Here is a 22,404-nt window from a genome sequence, read left to right on the forward strand (position 1 = left end):
CTCAGGGCTGACGATCGACAAAGCTCGGGTCCACACTGATTGTTCCAGTGAGCCGCCAAACACCACGTTCGAAGATCAAGTCACCTGAGACGACAATGGGCTGCTTACTCTGGTGTGCACGGATCGCCCATACGTATTCCTCACCAGTCAGTGGTACGTGAACCTTTCGTGGGCGGCCGTCCACATGGGTGGAAAGCACGATGCTTGTGGCTTCTTGGTCCTCGTCGCCTAGGTCGTCCCGATTGAGCGTGCGCACAGTACCGAGCAGTGTCATGTAGCGGGGCGGTTCCTCACGCCTGACGAGCCGTTCCCGCACCCGCGGCAAACCAGCCATTGCGTTGCGATCGACAACGATCCGCGAGGCGCTGATCTCAGGTGGCGGCATCGTTGCCGCCCAATCGAACGACAAATCAAGCGCACGTAGCGTTTCCGGCTGTGTCAACTCCAGGACCGACTCGACCAGACTGGCACTCAGCCCCAGCTGCCCAGCATTATCCAGAGCGCGCTCGTCCCAATCGAGTGCTAACTGCCGAGTCGACTGCAGACCTGTAGCCAACGTTGTCATCACCTTACGCGGAAATGGCACAGCCGGAGATCCGTCCCCGTGCGGCGTCACGACATCGCCGAGCCGAGTTACTACGGTGAATACGAAGCTGCCACGTTTTGTGTGTCCGAGGCGAATATCTTCTTCGAGGAACTCGGTGACCGTTGCCGATCTCCTACCACGGTGCGAATGGGTCGGATCATCAGCAGTCGTCGCGGCCGCCCTCAACATCGTGAACAGCGCTTCCAACGTCGTCTCTGCCTGACGAAATGGGATCGTCCCGTCGGTCATTTCTTGATCGAGTCGGACAAAGAAGAGATCGGCACGCGCCGCAACGATGCGTTCGGCCAATTGCCGGAGATCCCAGTCGTAGATCGTGGCAAGCGCCTGGAGAGTGTCACGGAAACGTACGGGAAAGTCGACGTAGTCAGTAGCCAAAGGCACCATGACCCGACCTAGAGGGCCACTCTCCCCCGGCAGACGCCAGATTTCCTTGACGTCGTCGTCGCGAGCTTCCAGCTGCCAGTCATGGCTCGCCAGATACTGTGACACGGCTGGCGGCGACAACGAAGAGGCGACCTCGGACAGAGCGTCGAGCGGGGCCTTCTTCACCACTGACCTCCTTCGCCGATTACCTGCATAATGCCCTGAAGACTGCTCACGTCAAACAAGTTGCACCTGGGCAAGCGCACCGTCTTGCTAGCCTTACCATCGTCGATCTCGCCAAGCTTCTTCGCATGTTCCCAGTACATACGGCTCGAGCTGGTCAAACCCGCTTCGGAAAGATCAAGTAGCTGGTCAGGATTCTCGGGTATGAGCAGCACTCCGAGCAGCGCAGGTGCAAATCGTTTGGGGCTCACCAGCTTGAGGAACCGATCGCGCTTCAGCGTCCACGCCAGGTGATCGGCCTCTAGTAACCGACTCTGTGTCGTGCACTTGAGCTGCATCTCGAACTCTGGGCAGTAGTACCTTGTGTACTCCGCAGACGCGACAATCGTGATGTCGACGCCGTCATAGTCTGTCTCATGGCTCTTGATCGAGCAGCCAGCTGCTGCAGCCACCATACGGACAAACGCCAGGCTGAATTGCTCCTGCCGCGCAGTCATCGGCAAGCCACCATCCAGGCTCAACGATGCAGACCGAGCTCGGAGACATTCACCGCCTTCAATCATGCCGCCCCTCCCGGTGTCCCCTTCGGACTTGCTGAGTACGTATGTTCCGCGAACTCTAGCTGCTCACGTCACCCGACTACACTGCAACGAAAGAGGTGGCCCCGACTGAACTTCAGTCGGGGCCACTGCCTTTGGTCGGCCGCGATCAGCCCTTGTGGGCCTTGACCGCCTCGGTCAGCTGCGGCGCCACGTTGAACAGGTCGCCGACGATGCCGTAGTCCGCGATCTCGAAGATCGGGGCCTCTTCGTCCTTGTTGACCGCGACGATGGTCTTCGAGGTCTGCATGCCCGCCCGGTGCTGGATGGCACCGGAGATGCCGAGCGCGATGTAGAGCTGCGGCGAGACCGTCTTACCGGTCTGACCCACCTGGAACTGGCCCGGGTAGTAGCCGGAGTCGACCGCGGCACGCGAGGCGCCGACGGCGGCGCCCAGCGAGTCGGCCAGCGCCTCGACGACCGAGAAGTTGTCGGCCGAGCCGACACCACGGCCACCGGACACGACGATGGTCGCCTCGGTGAGCTCAGGACGGTCACCGGCGACGACCGGCTCGCGCGAGGTCACCTTGGTCACGCCGTCTTCCTGCGCCGGCACGTCGACGGTGACCTTCTCACCGGCGCCGGCCTGCGCGGACGCCTCGATGGCGCCGGGACGCACCGAGATCACCGGCACGTCGCCGGTGGCCTTGGCGTCCACGGTGAACGCGCCACCGAAGATGGAGTGCACGGCGGTGCCGTCGGACTTCACGTCGATCACGTCGACGAGCAGACCGGAGCCGATGCGGGCGGCGAGGCGGCCCGACACCTCCTTGCCCTCGGCCGAGGCGGCGACGATGACCGCGGCGGGCGAGGCCTGCTCGGTCAGGCCGGCGAGCACGTCGACCTTCGGGGTGACCAGGAAGTTGTCCACATCGTCGGACTCGGCGATGTAGATCTTCTCCGCGCCGGCGGCGGCCAGCGCGTCGGCCAGCTTCTCGCCGGTGCCCGCGGTGCCGAGCACCACGGCGGCCGGGGTGCCCAGGTTGCGGGCGGCGGTCAGGAGCTCGGTGCTGACCTTCTTGATCGCACCGTCCGCGTGCTCGATGAGCACAAGTACTTCAGCCATTTGTGTTCTCTCCTAAGCAGTCTCGGACCGGCGGACTCAGATGATCTTCTGACCGACGAGGTACTGCGCGATCTTGGTACCGCCGTCGCCCTCGTCCGCGATCTTCTCGCCCGCGGTGCGCGGCGGCTTCGGGGTGGCCGCGCTGACGGCGGTGCCCGCGTTCGCCACACCGACGGTCGACGGGTCGACGCCCAGGTCGGCGAGGGTGAAGGTCTGCACTTCCTTCTTCTTCGCGGCCATGATGCCCTTGAAGGACGGGAAGCGCGGCTCGTTGATCTTCTCGGTGACGCTGACGATCGCCGGGAGGGTGGCCTCCAGCTTGAACACGCCGTCGTCGGTCTCGCGCTCGCCGGTGATCTTGTCACCGTCGACGGTGAGCTTGCGCAGGTGCGTCAGCTGCGGCAGGCCGAGGTACTCGGCGATGATGGCAGGCACGGCGCCGGCGCGACCGTCGGTCGCCTCGTTGCCCGCGATGACCAGCTCGACACCCTCGACCTGGCCGAGCGCGCTCGCCAGCACCCAGGCGGTCTGCACGGCGTCGGAGCCGTGGATCGCCGGGTCGTTGATGTGAATGGCCTTGTCGGCGCCCATGGACAGCGCCTTGCGGATGGCCTCGGTGGCGCGATCCGGACCGGCCGCCAGCACGGTGACCTCTCCGCCCTGGGCCTCCTTGATCAGCAGCGCTTCCTCGACGGCGCGCTCGTTGATCTCGTCGAGGACGGCGTCGGCGGCTTCGCGATCGAGGGTGAAGTCACCGTCGGTCAGCTTGCGCTCGGACCAAGTGTCGGGAACCTGCTTGATGAGTACGACGATGTTCGGCATCGGTCTTCGTCGACCTCCTGTTCTGGTTACACGTGTGGGTGGTCGCACGAGCGGGGAGCCGTACGTCCGTGTGAGTAGCTCGGGCGTGACATTACCCTACGCTAAGTTACCCATGGGTAACTTATCCGCTTCTCTCTCACAACGCCACCCCCAGCGTTATGGTGCGCCGGCTCGGGGAGGCGGGTGCGAGTGCCCGGCAACCAGACCTACCAGTAACGTGCGAGTGATGAGCGAGGCTGTGACCCCTGCCGCAGTGGCCGAGACTTCCGGCACGAACGACGCCGAACCGCTGCCGTTGACCGGCGAGCGAACCGTACCCGGCATCGCCGAGGAGAACTACTGGTTCCGCAGGCACGAGATCGCCTACGCCGAACTACTGCCGCGATGCGCCGGAAAAACCGTGCTGGAGGCCGGATCCGGCGAAGGCTACGGCGCCGACATGATCGCGGGCGTGGCCACCAAGGTCACCGGCGTCGACTACGACACCAGCGCGGTCGAGCACGTGCGCGCGCGCTACCCGAGGGTCGAGATGATCCAGGGCAACCTCGCGGCACTGCCGCTGCCCGACGCCTCGGTCGACGTGGTGGTGAATTTCCAAGTGATCGAACACCTCTGGGATCAAGCACAGTTCCTCCGGGAATGCCTGCGGGTGCTGCGTCCCGGCGGTGAACTGCTGATCAGCACGCCCAACCGGATCACCTTCTCCCCCGGCCGCGACACCCCGCTCAACCCGTTCCACACCCGCGAACTCAACGCCGCCGAGCTCACCGAGCTGCTCGTCGAGGCCGGATTCGAGGTCGCCGAGCTCACCGGCGTGCACCACGGCCCGAGCCTGAAAGCGTTGGACGCCAAGCACGGTGGCTCGTTCATCGATGCCCAGATCGAACGCGCGCTTGCCGGTGAACCCTGGCCCGCGGAATTGACCGCCGACGTCGCGGCCGTCACCACCGCCGACTTCGTGCTGCGGGCCGAGGACATCGATGCCAGCCTCGACCTGGTCGCCATCGCGGTGAAGCCTTGAACGGCACCGTTCCCGGCCAGTTCACCCTGGTACTGCACTCGCACCTGCCCTGGCTGGCGCACCACGGCCGCTGGCCGGTCGGCGAGGAATGGCTCTACCAATCCTGGGCCGCCTCTTACCTTCCCGTCGCCGAGGTGCTGCGAACCCTTGCCGCCGAAGGGCGTTCGCACCTGCTCAGCCTCGGCATCACGCCGGTGCTCGCCGCGCAGCTGGACGACCCGCACTGCCTGGCGGGCATGCACCACTGGCTCGGCAACTGGCAACTGCGCGCCGACGAGGCGGCGATGGCGGGCAACCACGCGCTCGGCAGGCACGAACATCGTTTGGCCACAGCGGCTCTCGCGGATTTCGAAACGCGCTGGCGGCACGGCGCCGCACCGGTCTGGCGCGAACTCATCGACGCCGACGCGATCGAACTGCTCGGCGGACCGCTGGCCCACCCGTTCCAGCCGCTGCTCGATCCCCGGCTGCGCCAATTCCAGCTCGACGAGGGCCTCGGCGACGCACGGCACCGCTGGGGCCACACTCCCACCGGCATCTGGGCGCCGGAGTGCGGCTACACCCCCGGCATGGAGCTCGGCTACGCGGCCGCCGGTGTGACCCATTTCATGGTCGACGGGCCCGCGCTGCGCGGCGACACCACCCTCGGACGGCCCGTGCGCGACTCCGACGTGGTCGCCTTCGGCCGCGATCTGCAAGTCAGCTACCGGGTCTGGTCGCCGAAGTCCGGCTATCCGGGGCAGAGCGCCTACCGTGACTTTCATCACTACGACCACGCGACCGGCCTCAAGCCCGCGCGGGTCACCGGCAAGACGGTGGCCGGTCCGGACAAGGCGCCCTACGACCCCGAGCTCGCCGCGGCGGCGGTCGGTCGCGACGTCGACGACTTCGTCCAGACGGTGCGCGAGCGACTGATCGGCGAATCCGCGCGGATCGGCAGGCCCGCGCTGGTGGTGGCCGCGTTCGACACCGAATTGTTCGGCCACTGGTGGCACGAGGGCCCGCAGTGGTTGGCCCAGGTGTTGCGGGCGCTGCCCGAGGCGGGCATCACCGTAGGCACCCTCGCCGACGCGCGCGAACGCGGATTCGTCGGTGCGCCTGTGCCGTTGGCCGATTCGTCGTGGGGATCGGGCAAGGACTGGCGGGTGTGGGCCGGAGACCAGGTGCGCGATCTGGTCGAGCTCAATGCCGACATCGTGCGGCTCGCCCTGGACACCATCGACAAGATGCGGGCCGCCGACGGCGGCCGCGGACTGCGCGATCACGTTGCCGACCAGTTGCTGCGCGAGGCGATCCTCACCGTGTCCAGCGACTGGGCCTTCATGGTCAGCAAGGACTCCGCCGCGGGCTACGCGCGCGAGCGCGCACACCAGCACGCGCACGCCGTGCGGGAGATCGCGGCTGCCGTCGGCGCGGACCAAGTCGCCAAAGCACGGCAGTTGGCGGCAGGATGGGGGGCGGCTGACGGACTGTTCCCCGGTGTGGACGCCCGGCGGCTCGCGAGCGCCGGAACCGGAACGCACGTCGCAGTGCCTGCCCAGCACGCCGCCGACGCAGGATCGGGCCCCGATGAACGGTCCACCGCAGAAGGACATGCATGAAGATTTTGATGGTGTCGTGGGAGTACCCGCCGGTCGTGGTCGGCGGGTTGGGCAGGCATGTGCACCACCTGGCTACCGAACTGGCCAAGGCGGGCCACGAGGTGGTCGTGCTCGCACGCAGGCCATCGGGCACCGACTCCTCGACCCATCCGACCCACTCCTTCATCGCCGAGGGGGTGCTGGTCGTGGCCGTCGCGGAGGATCCGCCGGTGTTCGACTTCGGCGAGGACATGCTGGCCTGGACGCTGGCGATGGGGCACGCGATGGTGCGCGCGGGCATCGCGCTCGGCAAGCCGGGCATCGGTGACGGCTGGGTGCCCGACGTGGTGCACGCGCACGACTGGCTGGTCGCCCACCCGGGTATCGCGCTGGCCGAGTACTACGACGTGCCGCTGGTCTCGACCATCCACGCCACCGAGGCGGGCAGGCACAGCGGCTGGGTCGCGGGCAAGGTGAACCGGCAGGTGCACTCGGTCGAGTGGTGGCTGGCCAACGAATCCGACGCGCTGATCACCTGCTCGGCCTCGATGCAGGACGAGGTGGAGCGGCTCTACGGGCCGGAGCGGGTGCCGATGACGGTGATCCGCAACGGAATCGACGTGGGCGCCTGGACATTTCGGCCGCGCTCGCCGCGCACCGGGCCGCCTCGGCTGCTCTACGTCGGCCGCCTCGAATACGAGAAGGGCGTGCAGGACGCGATCGCCGCGCTGCCGCGCATCCGCCGGGCCCACCCCGGCACCACGCTCACCATCGCGGGCGTCGGCACCCAGTTCGAATGGCTGCGCGAACGCGCCAGGGTGCATCGGGTGGCCCGCGCGGTCACCTTCGCCGGCCAGCTCGACCACACCGAATTACTGGGCTGGCTGCACGGCGCCGACGCCATCGTGCTGCCGAGCCGATACGAGCCCTTCGGCATCGTCGCCCTCGAAGCCGCCGCCGCGGGCACGCCGCTGATCACCTCCACCGCGGGCGGACTCGGCGAGGCCGTGATCGACGGCGTCACCGGCGCCTCGTTCGAACCCGCCGACGTCGACGGATTGGTGGAGGCGACCCGCGCCACTCTCGACGACCCGGCCGCCGCCCAGGACCGCGCCTACGCCGCCCGCGAGCGCCTCACCGCCGACTTCGCCTGGGACGTGGTGGCCGCCGAGACCGCGCAGGTCTACCACGCCGCCAAACGCCGCGTACGCAACCCACTCGGCCGCCCCACCATCATCGAGCGCCCTCTCCCGGAGCGCGACCCGAAGTAACCCGCTTGACCTGGCGCGCAACGGCTTTCGCCCGCACGCGCGCAGCCTTTCGAAGGAAGCGCGCGGCCTGCTCTCAGCGTTCCGGCCGGAAGACGAACAGTTCGCCGATGCGGGTGGCGACGACGACCTCGCCCTTGGGGCCGATCGAGGTGCCGGTGGTGCTGCCCTGGGCGCCGGGCAGCACATCGGAGTCGATGGTGGCGCCGGTCTCGGTATCGAAGGTGATCAGATTGAGGCCGTCACCGATCGCGGCGGTGGTGTAACCGGTGCCGCCCGCGGTTTGCACCGGGGTGCCGCGCAGTGCGAGATCCTTACGCTCCCAGGCGATCTGCGGTGCGTCACCGGTGTCCCGGAGGGCGAGCAGGTAGCCGTCGTCGCCCGCGGGCAGGATCAGTCCGTCCTCGGACACCGAAATGCCGCCGCGCGGAGCCCATTCCAGCTGGTGCACCCACTTGGTGCGGCCGTCGGCGGTGTCCACCGCGATCAGCCGCTTGCTGTTGTCGCCGACGTAGAGCGTCTTGCCGTCGCTGGAGAGCACCGGGCTGGTGGCGCTGCCGCCGGACAGCATCTCGGCGCTCCACTCCTGCTGAATCCTGTTGTCCGCGTAGCGCAGTGCGACCAGGGCGGCGGCGGGCTGCCCCGGCTTCCATACCGTCACGAAGAAGCGGCCGCTCGCGGCGTCGACGGCGGAGATGTTCGCGACCGGGCACTGCGGGCCGCCGGTGACGCAGTCGTCGAGCCCCTGCCCCGCGGCGGGCCTGGTCAGGTTCGGGAACTCGAGGAAGTCCGGCTCGCCGAGCAGCTGGGTGCTCGGGACGGTCCGTTCGCCGGTCTGGCGCGACAGCACGTCGACCTGGCCGGACTGCGTGACGACCAGCAGCCTTCCGTCGCCGGTGAATTGCAGCGAGACCGGGGTGCCGCCGATCGGCGTGCGCCAGCGCGGCTGCCCGAGATAGTTGTAGGAGTTCACCGCGTCGTCGTCGCCGACGTAGACGTTGGTCGTGCCGTCGACCACGCTCGGCGCCGAGATCGCGCTCGGACCGAGCTTGCCGCAGAACCGCTTGCGTCCGGTGGCCATCTGACCGGAGAAGAGCACGCAGTCGCGCGAGAGCGTGGTCAGGAAGAACTGCCCGTCGGGTCCGATGGTGACCGGCTCGGCGATCGGCCCGCCGATCGGGCGCGACCAGCTCAGCGCGATTTTCTTGGCGCCGGCGACGGGGCTGGTGCCCGCGTTGCGACCGTCGTGGAAGGCGGCGGGCCAGCCCTTGCCCGGTCCCACGGTGATGTCGTCGACATCGGTGCCACAGCCGGTCAGCGCCAGCGCGCTGAGCGCGGCAAGCGACGCGGCCAGCCGCACCCGCGACGGTCGCCACCGGGAACTGGCCAGTATGCCGCCGCTACGCACCTGCTGCACTCCTGTCGTCGTTTCCGCTCGGACGAGACTAAAGGGTGTCGACCCACACTCGGCGCAGCAACCCGGTTTCGGGTGTACGCGTGTGGATTCCGGGACGCCGCCCGCGGCGTCGGAGCCACTGTACGGGAGCCCCACCCGCGCCTCGGTCACGCGGTGCGGTTCCGGGGCAGGTGGCCTGCGGATGGACTGCGTCCGACCACGCCAACTAGGCTCTGTCTCGTCGCCGCCCCGGCGCGCGACCAGTCGTTGGACCAGGACAGGAGAGCCGTACGTGACGAGCATGTGGGGCGCGCCGTTGCGCTCGCGCTGGCGGGGATCGCGCCGCCGGGATCCGCAGCAGGCACGCTTTCTGACGGTGGCCTCGCTGCGCTGGGTGCTGGCCAACCGGGCGTACACGCCCTGGTATCTGGTGCGCTACTACCGGCTGCTCAAGTTCCGCCTGGCCAACCCGCACATCGTGCTGCGCGGCATGGTCTTCCTCGGCAAGCGGGTCGAGGTGCACGCGACCCCGGAACTCGGCCGGATGGAGATCGGCCGCTGGGTGCACATCGGCGACGGCAACGCCATCCGCTGCCACGAAGGTTCGCTGCGCATCGGCGACAAGGTGGTGTTCGGCAAGGACAACGTCGTCAACACCTACCTCGACATCGAGATCGGCGAGTCCACGCTGGTCGCGGACTGGTGCTACATCTGCGACTTCGACCACAAGATGGACGACATCACGCTCCCGATCAAGGATCAGGGCATCGTAAAGAGCCCGGTGCGCATCGGCCCCGACACCTGGATCGCCGCGAAGGTCACCGTGCTACGCGAGACCCGGGTGGGTCGCGGTTGCGTGCTCGGCGCGCACGCGGTCGTGAAGGGCGAGATCCCCGACTACAGCATCGCCGTCGGCGCGCCCGCCAAGGTCGTCAAGAACCGCAAGGCCGCGTGGGAGGCGGGTGCCGAGGAGCGCGCCAAGTACCTTGCCGCGCTGGAGGACATCGAGCGCAAGAAGAACGGCGCCACCACCACCGCGTAGCCGCCGCGCCACGGCTACTCGGTAGCGTCTGCGGTATGCAGACCTACGCCGCGCTGTTGCGGGGAATCGCGCCCAGCGGAAAGAACATGAGCAACGACAAGTTGCGCGGCGTGTTCGACGGACTCGGGTTCGACCGCGTCGCCTCGGTGCTCGCCAGCGGCAACATCGTGTTCCGCAGCGCGGACACCGAGGTCGGCGAGCTCGAGGACCGGATACAGCGGGCGCTGCATCGAGAGCTCGGCATCCCCGGCGGCACGATCATCCGCAGTCACGCCGAACTACGCGCGCTGCTCGACAGCGACCCGTTCCCCGGCCTGACCCACGGGCGCGGCACCTATCTGGTGGCAACCTTCTTCAAGGACGGGACGCAGGCATCGGGCGAACTGCCGGACCAGCCCGACCCCCTGACCCGCGTCGTCGGCTACGACAAATCCTGCCGCGCCTTCCTCGCCGTGATCGACAACAGCGAGCCGGGAAAGACCCCCGACTTCATGAGCTGGCTCGACAAGACCTACGGCAAGAACATCACCACCCGCACCTGGCTGACAGTGCAGCGCATAGTCAAGAAGATGGAAGCGTAGCGGCGCCGGGCGCGGTGGCGTTGCAGAGGAATGCTGTCGGGGTGCGGCCGATTCGGGTGATGATCAAGGTGAAGGGCTGGGCGCCTTGCGGTTTCAGGGTGCGGCGGAGTTTGTCGGGGTCGACGTCGACGCCGCGGACCATGATCTCCAAAGGGCCGCAGTCGTGCAGGCGGAGGGCGGCGCGCAGCGTCTTCTCGCGGTAGTCGAGGCGCTCGATGACGCGGAAGCCGCGGGTGCCGGGCGGGACGGTATCGCCGGTGAGGTAGGCGATGCGCGGATCCAGTTGCCAGAGACCGTGTTTCGCGGCGTAGTGGCGCACCAGGCCGGCCCGGACCACGGCGCCGTCGGGATCGACGATCCAGGCGCCGGGCGCCTGCTCGGGGATCTCGTCGGGATCGGCGTCGGTGAGGGTGAAAGATGTTCCGGCCGAGGACAGTACGGTCGCGCGCCGGCGGACCGCGGGATCGGCCACACCGCGTGACCACAGGCATGCTTCGCGGACCGCGCCGTCGAGCGAGGCGACCTCGATCTCGCCGGGCCAGTCCAGCCGGTCGAAATCCAGTCCGGGAGCACACTTCACGACCAGATCGCGGCCCGGGTAGGCGGCGAGCAGGTCGGGCAGTGGCGGTTGCAGCTTCGCCGGATCGTGCGTGCGCCTGCCATCGGCGCGCCGGGCCGGATCGGCGACCACGACGGTGCCCCTACTGACCGGCACCAATGCATCCGCCTTGGCCAGCAGCACATTTCGCGGATCGGCGAGATTGTGCGCGGCCATCGCCAGCCGCACCTCGTCGAGGTCGCTGCCGAGCACCGCGGGACATACGCGCGCCAGCTCGGCGAGTTCGGCACCGATCGAGCATGTGACGTCGTGCACGGCGCGCCCGGCCAGCCGCGCGGCCCGATGCCGGGCGACCAGCGTCGGCGTGGCCTGCTGCAGGGCGTCGTCGGTGAACAACCACTCCCCCGCGCCGGTCAGCTTGCTACCCGCCTTGCGCCGCAGCCGCACCGTCTCGACGAGCGCGGCCGACCACGTGCCGTGGTCGCGCCGCACCCGCTCCAGATCGCGCAGCAGCGAGGCCGAAGTCAGCTCGAGCCGGTCCACCTCGGCCAGTGCGGCGCTACCCGCCGCACTGCCGAGGAAGGCGACATCGGCACGACCGAAACCGTACCCCACTACTCGGTCGAGCTGTTCGCACCCGCCGCGCCGGCTTCCATCCCCCACGGCTTCACACCGGTGATCATCGCGTTGTAGAAGAACTGGCGCGGCACCACACGGCGCATCACGTTCTCGTCCAGCCAGCTCAGCCGCAGCCATGCCTTGTACATGGCCATCCGGTAGCCCATGGTGAGCTTCTCATCCGGCACGGCCGCCTCGAAGGTACGCACCGGCCAGCCCCACAGCGCCGCCGCGAACTCCTCGGTGCTCGCCTTGACCTCGACGGCGCCGGCTGAGCTCGCCATGGCCTCGAGGTCGCTGGGATCGAAGGTGTGCAGGTCGACGACCGCCTCGAGCGCCGCAGCCCGCGAGGACTCGTCGAGCTCGGTCTGCGGGCGCCGCCAGCCGGCCAGCTGCGGCAGCTTGGTGACGGTGGTGGTGGCCTTCCAGGTGATCCGGCCGAGCCAGCGCGCGTAGAAATTACCAGCGGTGGTCGGCTCGCCCGCGAACACGAAGCGCCCGCCCGGCTTGAGCACGCGCAGGCATTCCTTCAGTGCCAGTTCGACATCCGGGATGTGGTGCAGCACGGCGTGCCCGCACACGAGGTCGAAGGTGTTGTCCTCGTACGGGATGGTTTCGGCGTCGGCGACCCGGCCGTCCACGTCGAGGCCGAGGTTCTGCGCGTTACGCAGCGCGACCTTCACCATGCCCGGCGACAGGTCGGTGACGGAGCCGGTCTTCGCCACGCCGCCCTGCATCAGGTTCAGCAGGAAGAAGCCGGTACCACAGCCCAGCTCGAGGGCGCGCTCATACGGCAGCGGTGCGGGACCGACGGCCGCGTCGAACCGGCCACGGGCATATTCGATGCAACGCTCGTCGTAAGAGATCGACCACTTGTCGTCGTAGGTCTCGGCTTCCCAGTCGTGGTAGAGGACCTGGGCAAGCTTCGTATCCTTGCGCGCTGCTTCGACCTCGGCCTCGGTGGCGTGCGGGTTCGGCGCGGGGTCGTCAGGGCGTACCGTCATGGCAGCCAAGCCTACTCGAGGTCATCGAGTGATCCCGTCGTCGGCCCACCCATTAGGACACCCGCTGGACCGGCGGCCAGATAGCAACCTGTTCCTATCAGGCGATCTGCCGGAAACCGCTGCTCAGCACCCCGCGGCGGAGATCACACGGGGCACCGGCGCACGGCTCAGTGACCGACGAAAGCGGCCGATCCGGGACCGTTGGCCAGATAGGACTCGGTACCGATACGACGGTCCTCGGTCCGGAACAGATCAGACCATTCGGTCTGTGCGCGATCCAGCCCGTGCGGGCCCGCCTCGAACACCGCCTTGGCCGCGGCCAGCGCCCGTGCCGGCGCTTCGGTGAACCGCCGAGCCCACCGCAGCCCGGCGGCGTACACATCGTCGGGCGCGACCACCTCGTCGACCAGACCGAGCGACAGCGCCTCGGCGGGCTCGACGAACCGGCCGCTGTAGACGAGGTCCTTGGCCGGGCCGGGCCCGATCAGCAACGCCAGCCGCCGGATCCCGGCGAGCGGGATCAGTCCGGCCTTGATCTGCGGCAACCCGAGTTTGACGTTGTCGCCGATGATCCGCCGGTCCGCGCCGAGCGCGAGCTCGAGGCCGGCACCGAGTCCGTAGCCGCTGATCGCCGCCACCGTCGGCTGCGGCAGCCGGGCCAGACACCCGAGGTGGCCCTGGAGATCCGCGGCCAGCGCGCGCGCCTGGTCCGCGCCGAGCCCGGCCAGTTCGGCCAGATCGTCGCCCGCGCAGAACACCCGCTCGTCGCCGTAGACCAGGACCGCGGCGACCGCCGGATCGGCCGCGACCGTCTCGGCCGCTTCGGCCAGCTCCCGTGCCAGCTGCAGGTTCAGCAGGTTCAGCGGTGGGCGGTCGATCCGGAGGACGGCCACGCGGCGCGCGGCATCACCCTCGGTCAGCTCCAGGGTCACGAATTCGGCCATGGGAGCAAACGCTACCGGGTGCCCGGCCGACGCCTCACTCGCGCACGGATCCCTTGAGCTTGCTCGAATCCGGCAGATCGGCCAGGTAGCGCCCGTTGTCCGGGAACATCAATACCCGCCGCCCGTCGCGTTCGACCAGCTCCGGCATGATCGGCTCGATCCGCGCGTCGACCGCGAGGATCTCCGCGGTGGAGCCGAACGCGCTGAGCGCCTGCAACTGCGACCAGGTCGGCGGCAGCAGCACATCGGTGCCCTCGCGCCACCGGCGTAACGCCTCGGCGGCGGTACGCCAATCGACCTGCGCCGCTTCGGAAGTGGCGCCGTCGGCCAGCTGCCCCTCGGGCAGCACCGCGACGAAGAAGCGGGTGTCGTAGCGGCGCGGCTCGACCACCGGCGTGATCCAATTCGCCCACGGCCGAAGCAGATCCGCGCGCAACACCAGGTTCTCCTCGGCAAGGAACCCGGCGAAGGACAGCTCGCGGCGTTCCAGCCTGCCGCGTGCGGCGCGATACCCGGTGGTGTCGGAGACGACCGTGTCCGCGGTCGGACCGGCAAGCAGCACCCCGCACTCCTCGAAGGTCTCCCGCACCGCGGCACAGACCAGCGCCTTGGCCCGCGGCTCGGTGGTCGCGAATCGCTCGGCCCACCAGGCAGGTTCGGGTCCGGTCCAGGCGATGTCGGCGGTGCCGTCGGTGGGATCGACGCCGCCGCCGGGGAACACGGTCATCCCGGCCGCGAACGCCATCGCGCCGACCCTGCGCTGCAGGAAGATCTCCGGCCCTGCGGCACTGTCACGCACCAGCATCACCGTCGAGGCATCCTTGACCGGCGGGACCACCTGAGAGTCGGCCGCGGTATTCGTCTCACTCACCCCTGCACAGTAACCCGCGTGCGCTACGCGCTGTCACGGGTAGACCGGTCAGCGGGTGCGATGCTTGCCCGCCCGGCGGGCGCGCCGGGCGAAGTAGCGGCCGTCCACCTGATCCAGCGCGATCGACTGCCGGAAGGCATCGCTGAGATTGGCCGAGGTGAGCACGTCGGTGAGCAGACCCTGCGCGATCACCTGGCCCTCGTTGAGCAGCAGACCGTGCGTGAAGCCGGGCGGGATTTCCTCCACGTGATGGGTGACCAGCACGATGGCGGGCGCGTCCGGGTCGGCGGCCAGATCGCCGAGCCGTTCCACCAGTTCTTCGCGGCCGCCCAGGTCCAGACCCGCGGCAGGCTCGTCGAGCAGCAGCAGTTCCGGATCGGTCATCAGGGCGCGGGCGATGAGCACCCGCTTGCGCTCGCCCTCGGACAGGGTGCCGTAGGTGCGGTCGGAAAGATGTTCGGCGCCCAGGCTTTCCAGCATGTCGACGGCACGGTCGGTGTCGACGTCGTCGTAGCGTTCCCGCCACCGGCCGAGCACGGCGTAACCCGCCGACACCACCAGATCGCTGACCTTCTCGTCGCGCGGCACCCGCCCGGCGACGGCCGCCGAGGACAGGCCGATGCGCGGCCGTAGCTCGCTGATGTCGACCTTGCCGAGCACTTCACCGAGCAGATGCGCCACGCCGGAGGTGGGGTGCAGCTCGGCGGCGGCCATGCGCAGCAGCGAGGTCTTGCCCGCGCCGTTGGGGCCGAGCACGACCCAGCGTTCGTCGAGCTCGACCTGCCAGGTGACCGGGCCGACGAGCGTGTGGCCCGAACGACGAACGGTGACGTCGGTGAAATCGATGAGCAGATCCGGATCCGGTTGTGGCACGCGGTCCATCTTGGCCCACCCATGGGATCACTGGCCAATGCGGGCGGGGCCGCGTGGCGCGTGTCGCCGGGTCAGCGACGGCGACCGAGCACGAACAGACCGCGTAGCCGCTGGTCGACGTCCTGCTCGGCGGTGGGACGGGCCGCGCCCCGCTCGGGCGAGCGATGTAGCAACCGGGCCACGAGGAAGGCCAGGGGAACCGACAGCAGCACCCAGACGGCGAGAATCACCAGCAGCGTCGTCATAGCTGGTCCATCCCTTCGGTCGACAAAGCCGCGTTGCTTCGGGTCTGCGATCCTGCGCCCGGCATACCCGGCGAGATAGAGCACAACGTCCTCGAGTGATACCCCGATTCGCCCCGGCCGAAGCCTTTTCCCAGCGCGCCGCTGTCGCGCGCGGTCACCACTGCCGTGGGGGAACCGCTATCACTGTCATCGAGCCGGGCGCCACTTCCGTGAACCCGGCGTCACGCACGGCCACTGCCGAGCCGTGTGCGACCGCATCCGCCAACGCCTTCCATTGTCGCGCGTCGGCTTCCCGGACGGCACAACGAAATTCTCGCGCGGCCCAGCACCGCGCGGCTGCCACGGGCAACGCGCCTGCCAGCAGCATGCTGGCGTGCCCGACCTGCGCGGCGGCCTTGCCCAGCGTCATGCCGAGCGCCGAATCCACCCACAGCACCGGCAGATCCGGGTCGGCGGGACCGGGATCGTCGTGCTCGAGCTCGGTGCCGCCGATCTGCAGCCGCCTGATCCGCGGATCGACCGCGCCGACCGGGCCGGGGACGAACGCGCGGGCCTGTGCCCCGTCGACCTCGACGGTGATCCCGTCCACCTCGTTCGCGGCGAGCCACTGGGCGCCGCGGGCCCGCCTGCTCACCTTGCGGATGCGCGAACGCTTCCAGGCCAGATAGCGCTCGGCCCACTCGCCGCCGGGGCCGACCCGTTGGTCCAGGCACAGGGCCACCGAGGCGGTGGCCGCCGCGGCGAGCAGCGCGCTGCGCGGCGGCGGGTCCTGCTTGGGCAGGTGCAGCACGATCTGCATGGCCTGCACCTGGGCCGGATCGTCGGGGTCACCCGCGCCGCCGTAGCCGGTCGCGAGCTCCGCGTGCCGGACGCGGAACCCCGCCTCATCGAATTCGGCTTGCGGTACCGGACTTTCGTGTTCGTCCCGGATTCCGGCCACACATTCCGGGATGCCCGACATCACTCCACCTTGATCGTCAACGAAAACGTCTGCGCCGGTGCGATGCCCTGCTCCCACGGGCGCATGTAGTCCATCGTGAGCTGGGTGACGCCCGCGCCCGCACCGACGAAGGTCCACTCCGAGGTGCCGCCCGCACCGGGCGCCACCGGCACCGAGGGGTCCTGCTTGAACGTCGGTTCGCCTTGCGCCCGAACCACATTCGGATCCAGGCCGGAAATCTGCCAGGAGAAGCCGGTGGACGGGTTCGCGGGCAGGCTCAGCACCAGCGACTGCCCGATGGTGAGCCTGCGCTCCTGACCGTTGGCCTCCTGCGTCGCGTTCATCACCGCGTACGCGGCGCCGGAGCTCGGCGTCGCCGCGGTGGTGGGCGTCGCGTCGGACGAGTCGTCCTTGCCGCATCCGACGACGGACAGTCCGACTAACAGCACCAGCAGTGTCTTGCGCACCGAAAGCTCCGATCGCCTGATGATCATGGTCGGCGTCAGCCTACCGACGACGCCGACCGGACCGCTCCATCGACACCGCCTCTTCGGCGCTCAGCTCAACGGCACGCGACGCAGCAGGCCGTCGCGCGCGTCGGCGGCCTCCACCTCGTGCCGGGTGACGCCGAGGACGTACAGCACCGCGTCCAGGAAGGGGTGCGACAGCGCCGCGTCGGCGACCTCGCGCAGCGCGGGCTTGGCGTTGAACGCGACTCCGAGCCCCGCGGCGTTGAGCATGTCGATGTCGTTGGCGCCGTCGCCGACCGCGACGGTCTGCTCCATCGGCACCCCCGCCTCGGCGGCGAACTTGCGCAGCGCGGTCGCCTTGGCGGCCCGGTCGACGATCTCACCGACCACGCGACCGGTGAGCTTGCCCCCGACGATCTCCAGGGTGTTGGCCTGCACGAAGTCCAGTTCCAGCTCGTGCGCGAGCGGTTCGATGACCTGCCGGAACCCGCCCGACACCACGCCGCAGCGGAAGCCGAGCCTGCGCAGGGTGCGGATGGTGGTGCGGGCACCGGGAGTCAGCTCGATCCGATCGGCCACCGCGTCGATCACCGACTCGTCCAGACCGGCCAGCGTCGCGACGCGCTGACGCAGCGACTCGGCGAAATCGATCTCGCCCGCCATCGCGGATTCGGTGACCTTGCGGACCTCCTCCTCGACGCCGGCGTGCGCGGCGAGCATCTCGATCACCTCACCTTGGATCAGGGTGGAGTCGACGTCGAAGACAATGAGGCGCTTGGCCCGTCGGGCCAGCCCGGCCCGCTCCACCGCGACGTCGATCTGCTCGGCCACGGCGATCTCGGCCAGCGCGGTGCGCAGCCGCGAGTCGGTGTCCGCGCCGGTGTCGGTCGCGGTGACCAGCAGTTCCATTCCGGTGACCGGATAGTCGGCGATGCCGCGGATGGTGTCGATGTTGGCCCCGAGCGCGGCGAGCTGCCGCGACACCGAACTGAACGCGTGCGCGGTGACCGGGGCGCCGAGCACGACCACCGCGTGGGTGGACATCGGCTGGCGGCCGATCTCCGCGTCCACCTCGACATCGACGTGCATGCCGACGGTGTTCATCGCTTCTTCGAGTTCGTCCTGCAGTGACTCGGCGTCACCCGGGCAGGTGACCAGCACGCCGAGCGTCAGCCGGCCGCGGATCACCACCTGCTCGACGTCGAGCAGGTCGACGTGGTGCCGCGACATCGCGGCGAGCAGCACGGACGTCACACCGGGACGGTCCGGTCCGGTGACGGTGACGAGAACGGTGGTGTCGGTCAACTGATGTGCTCCAGGGTCGTGGTACGCCGTCGCTGTGCTTGACCTCGTTGTCACGTCGCTCCGGGCGATAGTGCCCTGCGAAGAGCGTAGGCCGCTCCCGCAGAAACGAGCGTGCACCCGCTGGTGACCAGCAGGTGCACACTCTCGTCGTCGTAATTCTCCGGCGTCTACTACTTGGTCGCGACCGCGCCCTCGTGGACGTCGTGGGCGTGCTTGCCCGAGCCCCAGCCCACGTGCGCCTCGGCCCGCATGCGCTCGACCATGTGCGGGTAGTGCAGCTCGAAGGCCGGACGCTCGGACCGGATGCGCGGCAGCTCGTAGAAGTTGTGCCGCGGCGGCGGGCAGGTGGTGGCCCATTCGAGGGAGTTGCCATAGCCCCACGGATCGTCCACGGTGACGACCTCGCCGTAACGGAAGCTCTTGAAGACGTTCCACACGAACGGGAGCATCGAGGCGCCGAGGATGAACGCGCCGATGGTGGAAATCGTGTTCAGCGTGGTGAATCCGTCGCTGGGCAGGTAGTCGGCGTAGCGACGCGGCATGCCCTCGGCGCCCAGCCAGTGCTGGACGAGGAAGGTGGTGTGGAAGCCGACGAAGGTGGTCCAGAAGTGCCACTTGCCAAGGCGCTCGTCCATCATCCGGCCGGTGATCTTCGGGAACCAGAAATAGATACCGGCGAAGGTGGCGAACACGATGGTGCCGAAGAGCACGTAGTGGAAGTGCGCGACCACGAAGTACGAGTCGGTGACGTGGAAGTCCAGCGGCGGCGAGGCCAGGATGACGCCCGAGAGACCACCGAAGAGGAAGGTCACCAGGAAGCCGATCGACCACAGCATCGGGGACTCGAAGGTCAGCTGGCCGCGCCACATGGTGCCGATCCAGTTGAAGAACTTCACACCGGTCGGGACGGCGATCAGGAAGGTCATGAACGAGAAGTACGGCAGCAGCACGGCGCCGGTGGCGTACATGTGGTGAGCCCACACCGCGATCGAGAGCGCGGCGATACCGAGCGTCGCGTAGACCAGGGTGGTGTAACCGAAGATCGGCTTGCGCGAGAAGACCGGGAAGATCTCGGACACGATGCCGAAGAACGGCAGCGCGATGATGTACACCTCGGGGTGGCCGAAGAACCAGAACAGGTGCTGGTAGAGCAGCACGCCACCGGTCGCCGGGTCGTAGATGTGGCCGCCGAGGTGGCGGTCGTAGGCCAGGCCGAACAGCGCGGCGGTCAGCAGCGGGAAGGCGAGCAGAACGAGCACGCTGGTGACGGCGATGTTCCAGGTGAAGATCGGCAGCCGGAACATGGTCATGCCGGGGGCACGCAGGCAGACGACGGTGGTCAGCATGTTGACACCACCGAGGATGGTGCCCAGACCGGAGACGGCAAGACCCAGGATCCACAGGTCGGCGCCGACGCCCGGCGAGTGCAGGATGTCGGTGAGCGGGGTGTAGGCGGTCCAGCCGAAGTCGGCGGCGCCACCCGGGGTGATGAAGCCCGCGGTCGCCATCGTGCCGCCGAACAGGTACAGCCAGTAGCTGAACGCGTTCAACCGCGGGAAGGCGACGTCAGGGGCGCCGATCTGGAGCGGCAGCACGATGTTCGCGAAGCCGAACACGATCGCGGTCGCGTAGAACAGCAGCATGATCGTGCCGTGCATGGTGAACAGCTGGTTGAACTGCTCGGGCGAGAGGAACTGCAGACCGGGGCGGGCCAGCTCGGCGCGCATCATCAGCGCCATCAGACCACCGATGAGGAAGAAGCTCATCGCGGTCACCAAGTACATGACACCGAGCACCTTGGGGTCGGTGGTGGTGACCATCTTGTAGAGAAAAGAACCCTTCGGCCCGGTCCGTGCCGGATACGGCCGAGTCGCTTCCAACTGCTGGACTGGCTGGGGCTCTACCGCAGTCACTGATCCTCCTGAAGGTGCCTTTAGGTCGCTCCGCAGGCTCCGCTGCTTGCATCCATCCCCGGGTCGGAACAGACGACAGTTCGCTTGCGCTTCTGGAATCGTAAACCGTGCTGCCGCAGCAATCCGCACGGGTCCTACTCTGTGTCGTATTTCGTTGATCGGCACAGCGGCGATCGACACGGCGCCGATCCCGTCGAACCACCACCGCATCCCACGCTACCGAGGCGTCCGCCACGCGGTGGCGGTGACCTGTCCCCCTCAGGTCCCGTGCGCGCATGTACCCTCACCCGCATGCCGCTGAGCGCCTTCGTTCGTCCCCGAAACCGCACAGCTTCTCCGGGATCCGGCACCGCCCGTGCGGCGCGGCGCCGGGTGGTCGCCGTCGCCGCGCTCGCCGCCACCGTCCTCGCGGCGGGTTGCAGTAGTAAGGGCGACGACGCGAGCTCGATCGTGCGCACCACGACCAATATCGCGGGGGCCGGCGTGGTCGGCCTGGAGCGCGACACCACGCGCGCGTGCCCGCTGCCGAGCGCACCGGACCCGGCAAGCGGCAGCACCCGCACGGTGACGCACGCCGCGGGCGTCTCGGAGGTGCCCGCCGACCCGCAGCGCATCGTCGTGCTGACCACCTCCGCACTGGACGCGACCTGCGCGGTCGGCCTGTGGGAGCGCGTGGTCGGCGCGGTGACCATCGATGGCCCGAGTCCGCAGCCCGCCTATCTCGGCACCGGCGTACTGAAGATCCCCGGCGTCGGCACGGCGGCCCAGCCGAACCCGGCCCTCATCGCCGATCTGCATCCGGATCTCATCATCGGCGATATCCCCACGGCCACAGCGAGTTTCGACGCGTTGCAGGCGATCGCACCCACCGTGCTGGTCGGCGCGAACAACAGCTGGCAGGCCGAATTCACCGCGCTCGCAGCCGGTCTGGGGCGTAGCACGGCGGCCGACGCCGCGCTGGCGGACTACCGCGGCGCCGCCACCGACACCGGTGAGATGCTCAGCTCCGGGCAGACCCAGGCCTCGGTGCTCCGCTTCACCGGCGACACCAATCAGGTGCAGGGCAGCAACAGCTTCGCGGGCCAGGTCCTCGCCGACGCCGGCGTGCAGCGCCCACAGGCCCAGCGCGGCACCACCTTCGACGTGCGGCCCGAGGAGTTCGCCGACAAGGTCGAAGGCGATCTCATCTATGTGATCCTGGCCGGTGCCGACGGAAAGAAGCACGGCGAACAGGTGATGCGCACCGATGCCTTCAAGGATCTCGGCGCCGCCACCGACAAGCGGGTCTTCGCGGTCGAGGACACCGTCTGGCACGGCAGCGGCCTCACCGCCGCGCGTGCGCTGCTCACCGATCTGAGCGGCACCCTCAACGGTTTCGTCACCGACTGACCGATACCCCGGTACCCCCTTGGGTGAAAAACACCCACCCTGGGAGGGACACCGTCCAGCGCTTGGGTCGCTGTCGAAGTTCGTCCTCGTAGCCGAGATTTAGAGGCAGGCAAGAAACCTCTGCTCACCAGACTTCGAGGACGGACACCATGAACACGCTGACCGCACCGCAGACCGACAACCTCCGCCTGCTGCCGCCGGCGCGGCCCGTCGCCGTGGTCGATCCGCAGGCGGTCGTGGCGTCCACCATCGATTGCGCGCTCACCTACGCCGAGCTGGATCGCTGGTCCAACCGCCTCGGCAGGCTGCTGCTCGGCCTCGGCGCCGGTCTCGACTCCCGCGTCGCGATCGCGATCGACGACGAGATCGAGGCGGTGGTCGCCGAGCGCGCGACCGTGAAGATCGGCGCCGTCCCGGTCCCGGCCACCGGCGACGACTCCTATGCCCTCGGCACCACGGTCGGGGTCACCACCAAGGCCCGCAGGCCCGGGCTCACCGACGCGATCGACTGGCTGGTGCTCGACGACCGCTCGACCCTGCAGCGCTACCTGGCGGGTTCCGACGCCCCGCTCACCGCCGCCGACTACCCGCTCGCGGCCTGAGCTCGACGGGCGCGTCCGACGTCGCTCGGGCGCGCCTGTCGCGTGTCCGGGTACCGCATGTCGGCAAACACCCATCGGTGTGCACCCCATCGGTTCAGAATGAACCTGTCGCGAAGCTGTGCGGCAGGTACTACCACTACCGC

22 protein-coding genes are annotated in these 22,404 nt (G+C 68.6%); 7 read left to right on the plus strand and 15 right to left on the minus strand.

Annotation, left to right across the window (positions count from 1 at the left end; genetic code table 11):
• Position 1 precedes the first annotated feature (1 nt).
• The 4 genes from F5X71_RS26450 to F5X71_RS26465 all read right to left on the minus strand — a co-directional run bounded on the left by F5X71_RS26450 (position 2) and on the right by F5X71_RS26465 (position 3,640).
• Positions 2-1,156 (minus strand): hypothetical protein, encoded by a 1,155-nt coding sequence (locus tag F5X71_RS26450; protein ID WP_167464446.1) that lies wholly within the window; start codon positions 1,154-1,156, stop codon positions 2-4.
• A complete protein-coding gene (locus F5X71_RS26455; protein ID WP_203218212.1) occupies positions 1,153-1,650 on the minus strand; it encodes a DUF4365 domain-containing protein in 498 nt (165 codons plus the stop codon). The genes F5X71_RS26450 and F5X71_RS26455 overlap by 4 nt, the downstream gene beginning before the upstream one ends.
• Positions 1,651-1,861: 211 nt before the next feature.
• Complete coding sequence (locus tag F5X71_RS26460) at positions 1,862-2,818, minus strand: electron transfer flavoprotein subunit alpha/FixB family protein (protein WP_029898373.1); 957 nt, start codon at positions 2,816-2,818, stop codon at positions 1,862-1,864.
• 36 nt (positions 2,819-2,854) lie between these two features.
• Positions 2,855-3,640 carry an electron transfer flavoprotein subunit beta/FixA family protein gene (locus tag F5X71_RS26465; RefSeq protein WP_167464448.1) on the minus strand — a complete coding sequence of 262 codons (786 nt, stop codon included), beginning with the start codon at positions 3,638-3,640 and terminating at the stop codon, positions 2,855-2,857.
• A 226-nt stretch (positions 3,641-3,866) separates the two neighbouring features.
• On the opposite strand from F5X71_RS26465, the gene F5X71_RS26470 reads away from it, so the two are divergent.
• From F5X71_RS26470 to F5X71_RS26480, 3 genes are read left to right on the plus strand one after another with little or no spacing between them, the layout of a single operon-like run.
• Positions 3,867-4,661: a class I SAM-dependent methyltransferase gene (locus F5X71_RS26470; RefSeq protein WP_167464449.1), complete on the plus strand. Its 795-nt coding sequence runs from the start codon at positions 3,867-3,869 to the stop codon at positions 4,659-4,661.
• Complete coding sequence (locus F5X71_RS26475; RefSeq protein ID WP_167464450.1) at positions 4,658-6,262, plus strand: 1,4-alpha-glucan branching protein domain-containing protein; 1,605 nt, start codon at positions 4,658-4,660, stop codon at positions 6,260-6,262. The genes F5X71_RS26470 and F5X71_RS26475 overlap by 4 nt, the downstream gene beginning before the upstream one ends.
• The gene (locus F5X71_RS26480) at positions 6,259-7,512 is read left to right on the plus strand and encodes a glycosyltransferase family 4 protein (RefSeq protein ID WP_167464451.1); all 1,254 of its coding nucleotides are present in this window, start codon (positions 6,259-6,261) and stop codon (positions 7,510-7,512) included. The genes F5X71_RS26475 and F5X71_RS26480 overlap by 4 nt, the downstream gene beginning before the upstream one ends.
• 73 nt (positions 7,513-7,585) lie before the next feature.
• Here F5X71_RS26480 and F5X71_RS26485 read toward each other — a convergent pair whose 3' ends face one another.
• Positions 7,586-8,917 carry a PQQ-binding-like beta-propeller repeat protein gene (locus F5X71_RS26485; protein WP_238815480.1) on the minus strand — a complete coding sequence of 444 codons (1,332 nt, stop codon included), beginning with the start codon at positions 8,915-8,917 and terminating at the stop codon, positions 7,586-7,588.
• Positions 8,918-9,197: 280 nt separating this feature from the next.
• On the opposite strand from F5X71_RS26485, the gene F5X71_RS26490 reads away from it, so the two are divergent.
• Positions 9,198-9,947: an acyltransferase gene (locus tag F5X71_RS26490; protein WP_029898358.1), complete on the plus strand. Its 750-nt coding sequence runs from the start codon at positions 9,198-9,200 to the stop codon at positions 9,945-9,947.
• Between the two features lie 35 nt (positions 9,948-9,982).
• The gene (locus tag F5X71_RS26495) at positions 9,983-10,528 is read left to right on the plus strand and encodes a DUF1697 domain-containing protein (RefSeq protein WP_167464452.1); all 546 of its coding nucleotides are present in this window, start codon (positions 9,983-9,985) and stop codon (positions 10,526-10,528) included.
• Here F5X71_RS26495 and F5X71_RS26500 read toward each other — a convergent pair.
• From F5X71_RS26500 to ctaD, 10 genes are all read right to left on the minus strand, one after another.
• Positions 10,509-11,702 carry a class I SAM-dependent methyltransferase gene (locus F5X71_RS26500; protein WP_167466760.1) on the minus strand — a complete coding sequence of 398 codons (1,194 nt, stop codon included), beginning with the start codon at positions 11,700-11,702 and terminating at the stop codon, positions 10,509-10,511. The genes F5X71_RS26495 and F5X71_RS26500 overlap by 20 nt on opposite strands.
• Complete coding sequence (locus tag F5X71_RS26505; RefSeq protein WP_167464453.1) at positions 11,702-12,709, minus strand: class I SAM-dependent methyltransferase; 1,008 nt, start codon at positions 12,707-12,709, stop codon at positions 11,702-11,704. Before F5X71_RS26505 ends, F5X71_RS26500 begins: the two co-directional genes overlap by 1 nt.
• Positions 12,710-12,876: 167 nt before the next feature.
• Complete coding sequence (locus tag F5X71_RS26510) at positions 12,877-13,653, minus strand: enoyl-CoA hydratase-related protein (RefSeq protein WP_167464454.1); 777 nt, start codon at positions 13,651-13,653, stop codon at positions 12,877-12,879.
• Between the two features lie 34 nt (positions 13,654-13,687).
• Positions 13,688-14,458, minus strand: coding sequence for an NUDIX hydrolase (locus F5X71_RS26515; protein ID WP_238816039.1), 771 nt, complete (start codon positions 14,456-14,458; stop codon positions 13,688-13,690).
• Between the two features lie 114 nt (positions 14,459-14,572).
• The gene (locus tag F5X71_RS26520; RefSeq protein WP_167464456.1) at positions 14,573-15,406 is read right to left on the minus strand and encodes an ABC transporter ATP-binding protein; all 834 of its coding nucleotides are present in this window, start codon (positions 15,404-15,406) and stop codon (positions 14,573-14,575) included.
• A 62-nt stretch (positions 15,407-15,468) separates the two neighbouring features.
• On the minus strand, positions 15,469-15,642 hold the full coding sequence (locus F5X71_RS26525) for a hypothetical protein (RefSeq protein WP_167464457.1): 174 nt from the start codon (positions 15,640-15,642) through the stop codon (positions 15,469-15,471).
• Positions 15,643-15,796: 154 nt separating this feature from the next.
• Positions 15,797-16,603 (minus strand): aminoacyl-tRNA hydrolase, encoded by an 807-nt coding sequence (locus F5X71_RS26530; RefSeq protein ID WP_238815481.1) that lies wholly within the window; start codon positions 16,601-16,603, stop codon positions 15,797-15,799.
• A complete protein-coding gene (locus F5X71_RS26535; RefSeq protein ID WP_238815482.1) occupies positions 16,603-17,049 on the minus strand; it encodes a protease inhibitor I42 family protein in 447 nt (148 codons plus the stop codon). The genes F5X71_RS26530 and F5X71_RS26535 overlap by 1 nt, the downstream gene beginning before the upstream one ends.
• A 90-nt stretch (positions 17,050-17,139) precedes the next feature.
• Positions 17,140-18,357 (minus strand): phosphoserine phosphatase SerB, encoded by a 1,218-nt coding sequence (gene serB, locus F5X71_RS26540; protein WP_167464459.1) that lies wholly within the window; start codon positions 18,355-18,357, stop codon positions 17,140-17,142.
• Positions 18,358-18,527: 170 nt separating this feature from the next.
• Positions 18,528-20,270 (minus strand): aa3-type cytochrome oxidase subunit I, encoded by a 1,743-nt coding sequence (gene ctaD / locus F5X71_RS26545; RefSeq protein ID WP_167464460.1) that lies wholly within the window; start codon positions 20,268-20,270, stop codon positions 18,528-18,530.
• A 291-nt stretch (positions 20,271-20,561) separates the two neighbouring features.
• On the opposite strand from ctaD, the gene F5X71_RS26550 reads away from it, so the two are divergent.
• A complete protein-coding gene (locus F5X71_RS26550; protein WP_167464461.1) occupies positions 20,562-21,659 on the plus strand; it encodes an ABC transporter substrate-binding protein in 1,098 nt (365 codons plus the stop codon).
• A 149-nt stretch (positions 21,660-21,808) separates the two neighbouring features.
• On the plus strand, positions 21,809-22,261 hold the full coding sequence (locus tag F5X71_RS26555) for an AMP-binding protein (protein WP_167464462.1): 453 nt from the start codon (positions 21,809-21,811) through the stop codon (positions 22,259-22,261).
• Positions 22,262-22,404 lie beyond the last annotated feature (143 nt).

The sequence above is a fragment of the Nocardia brasiliensis genome, from assembly GCF_011801125.1.
Lineage (GTDB): Bacteria > Actinomycetota > Actinomycetes > Mycobacteriales > Mycobacteriaceae > Nocardia > Nocardia brasiliensis_C.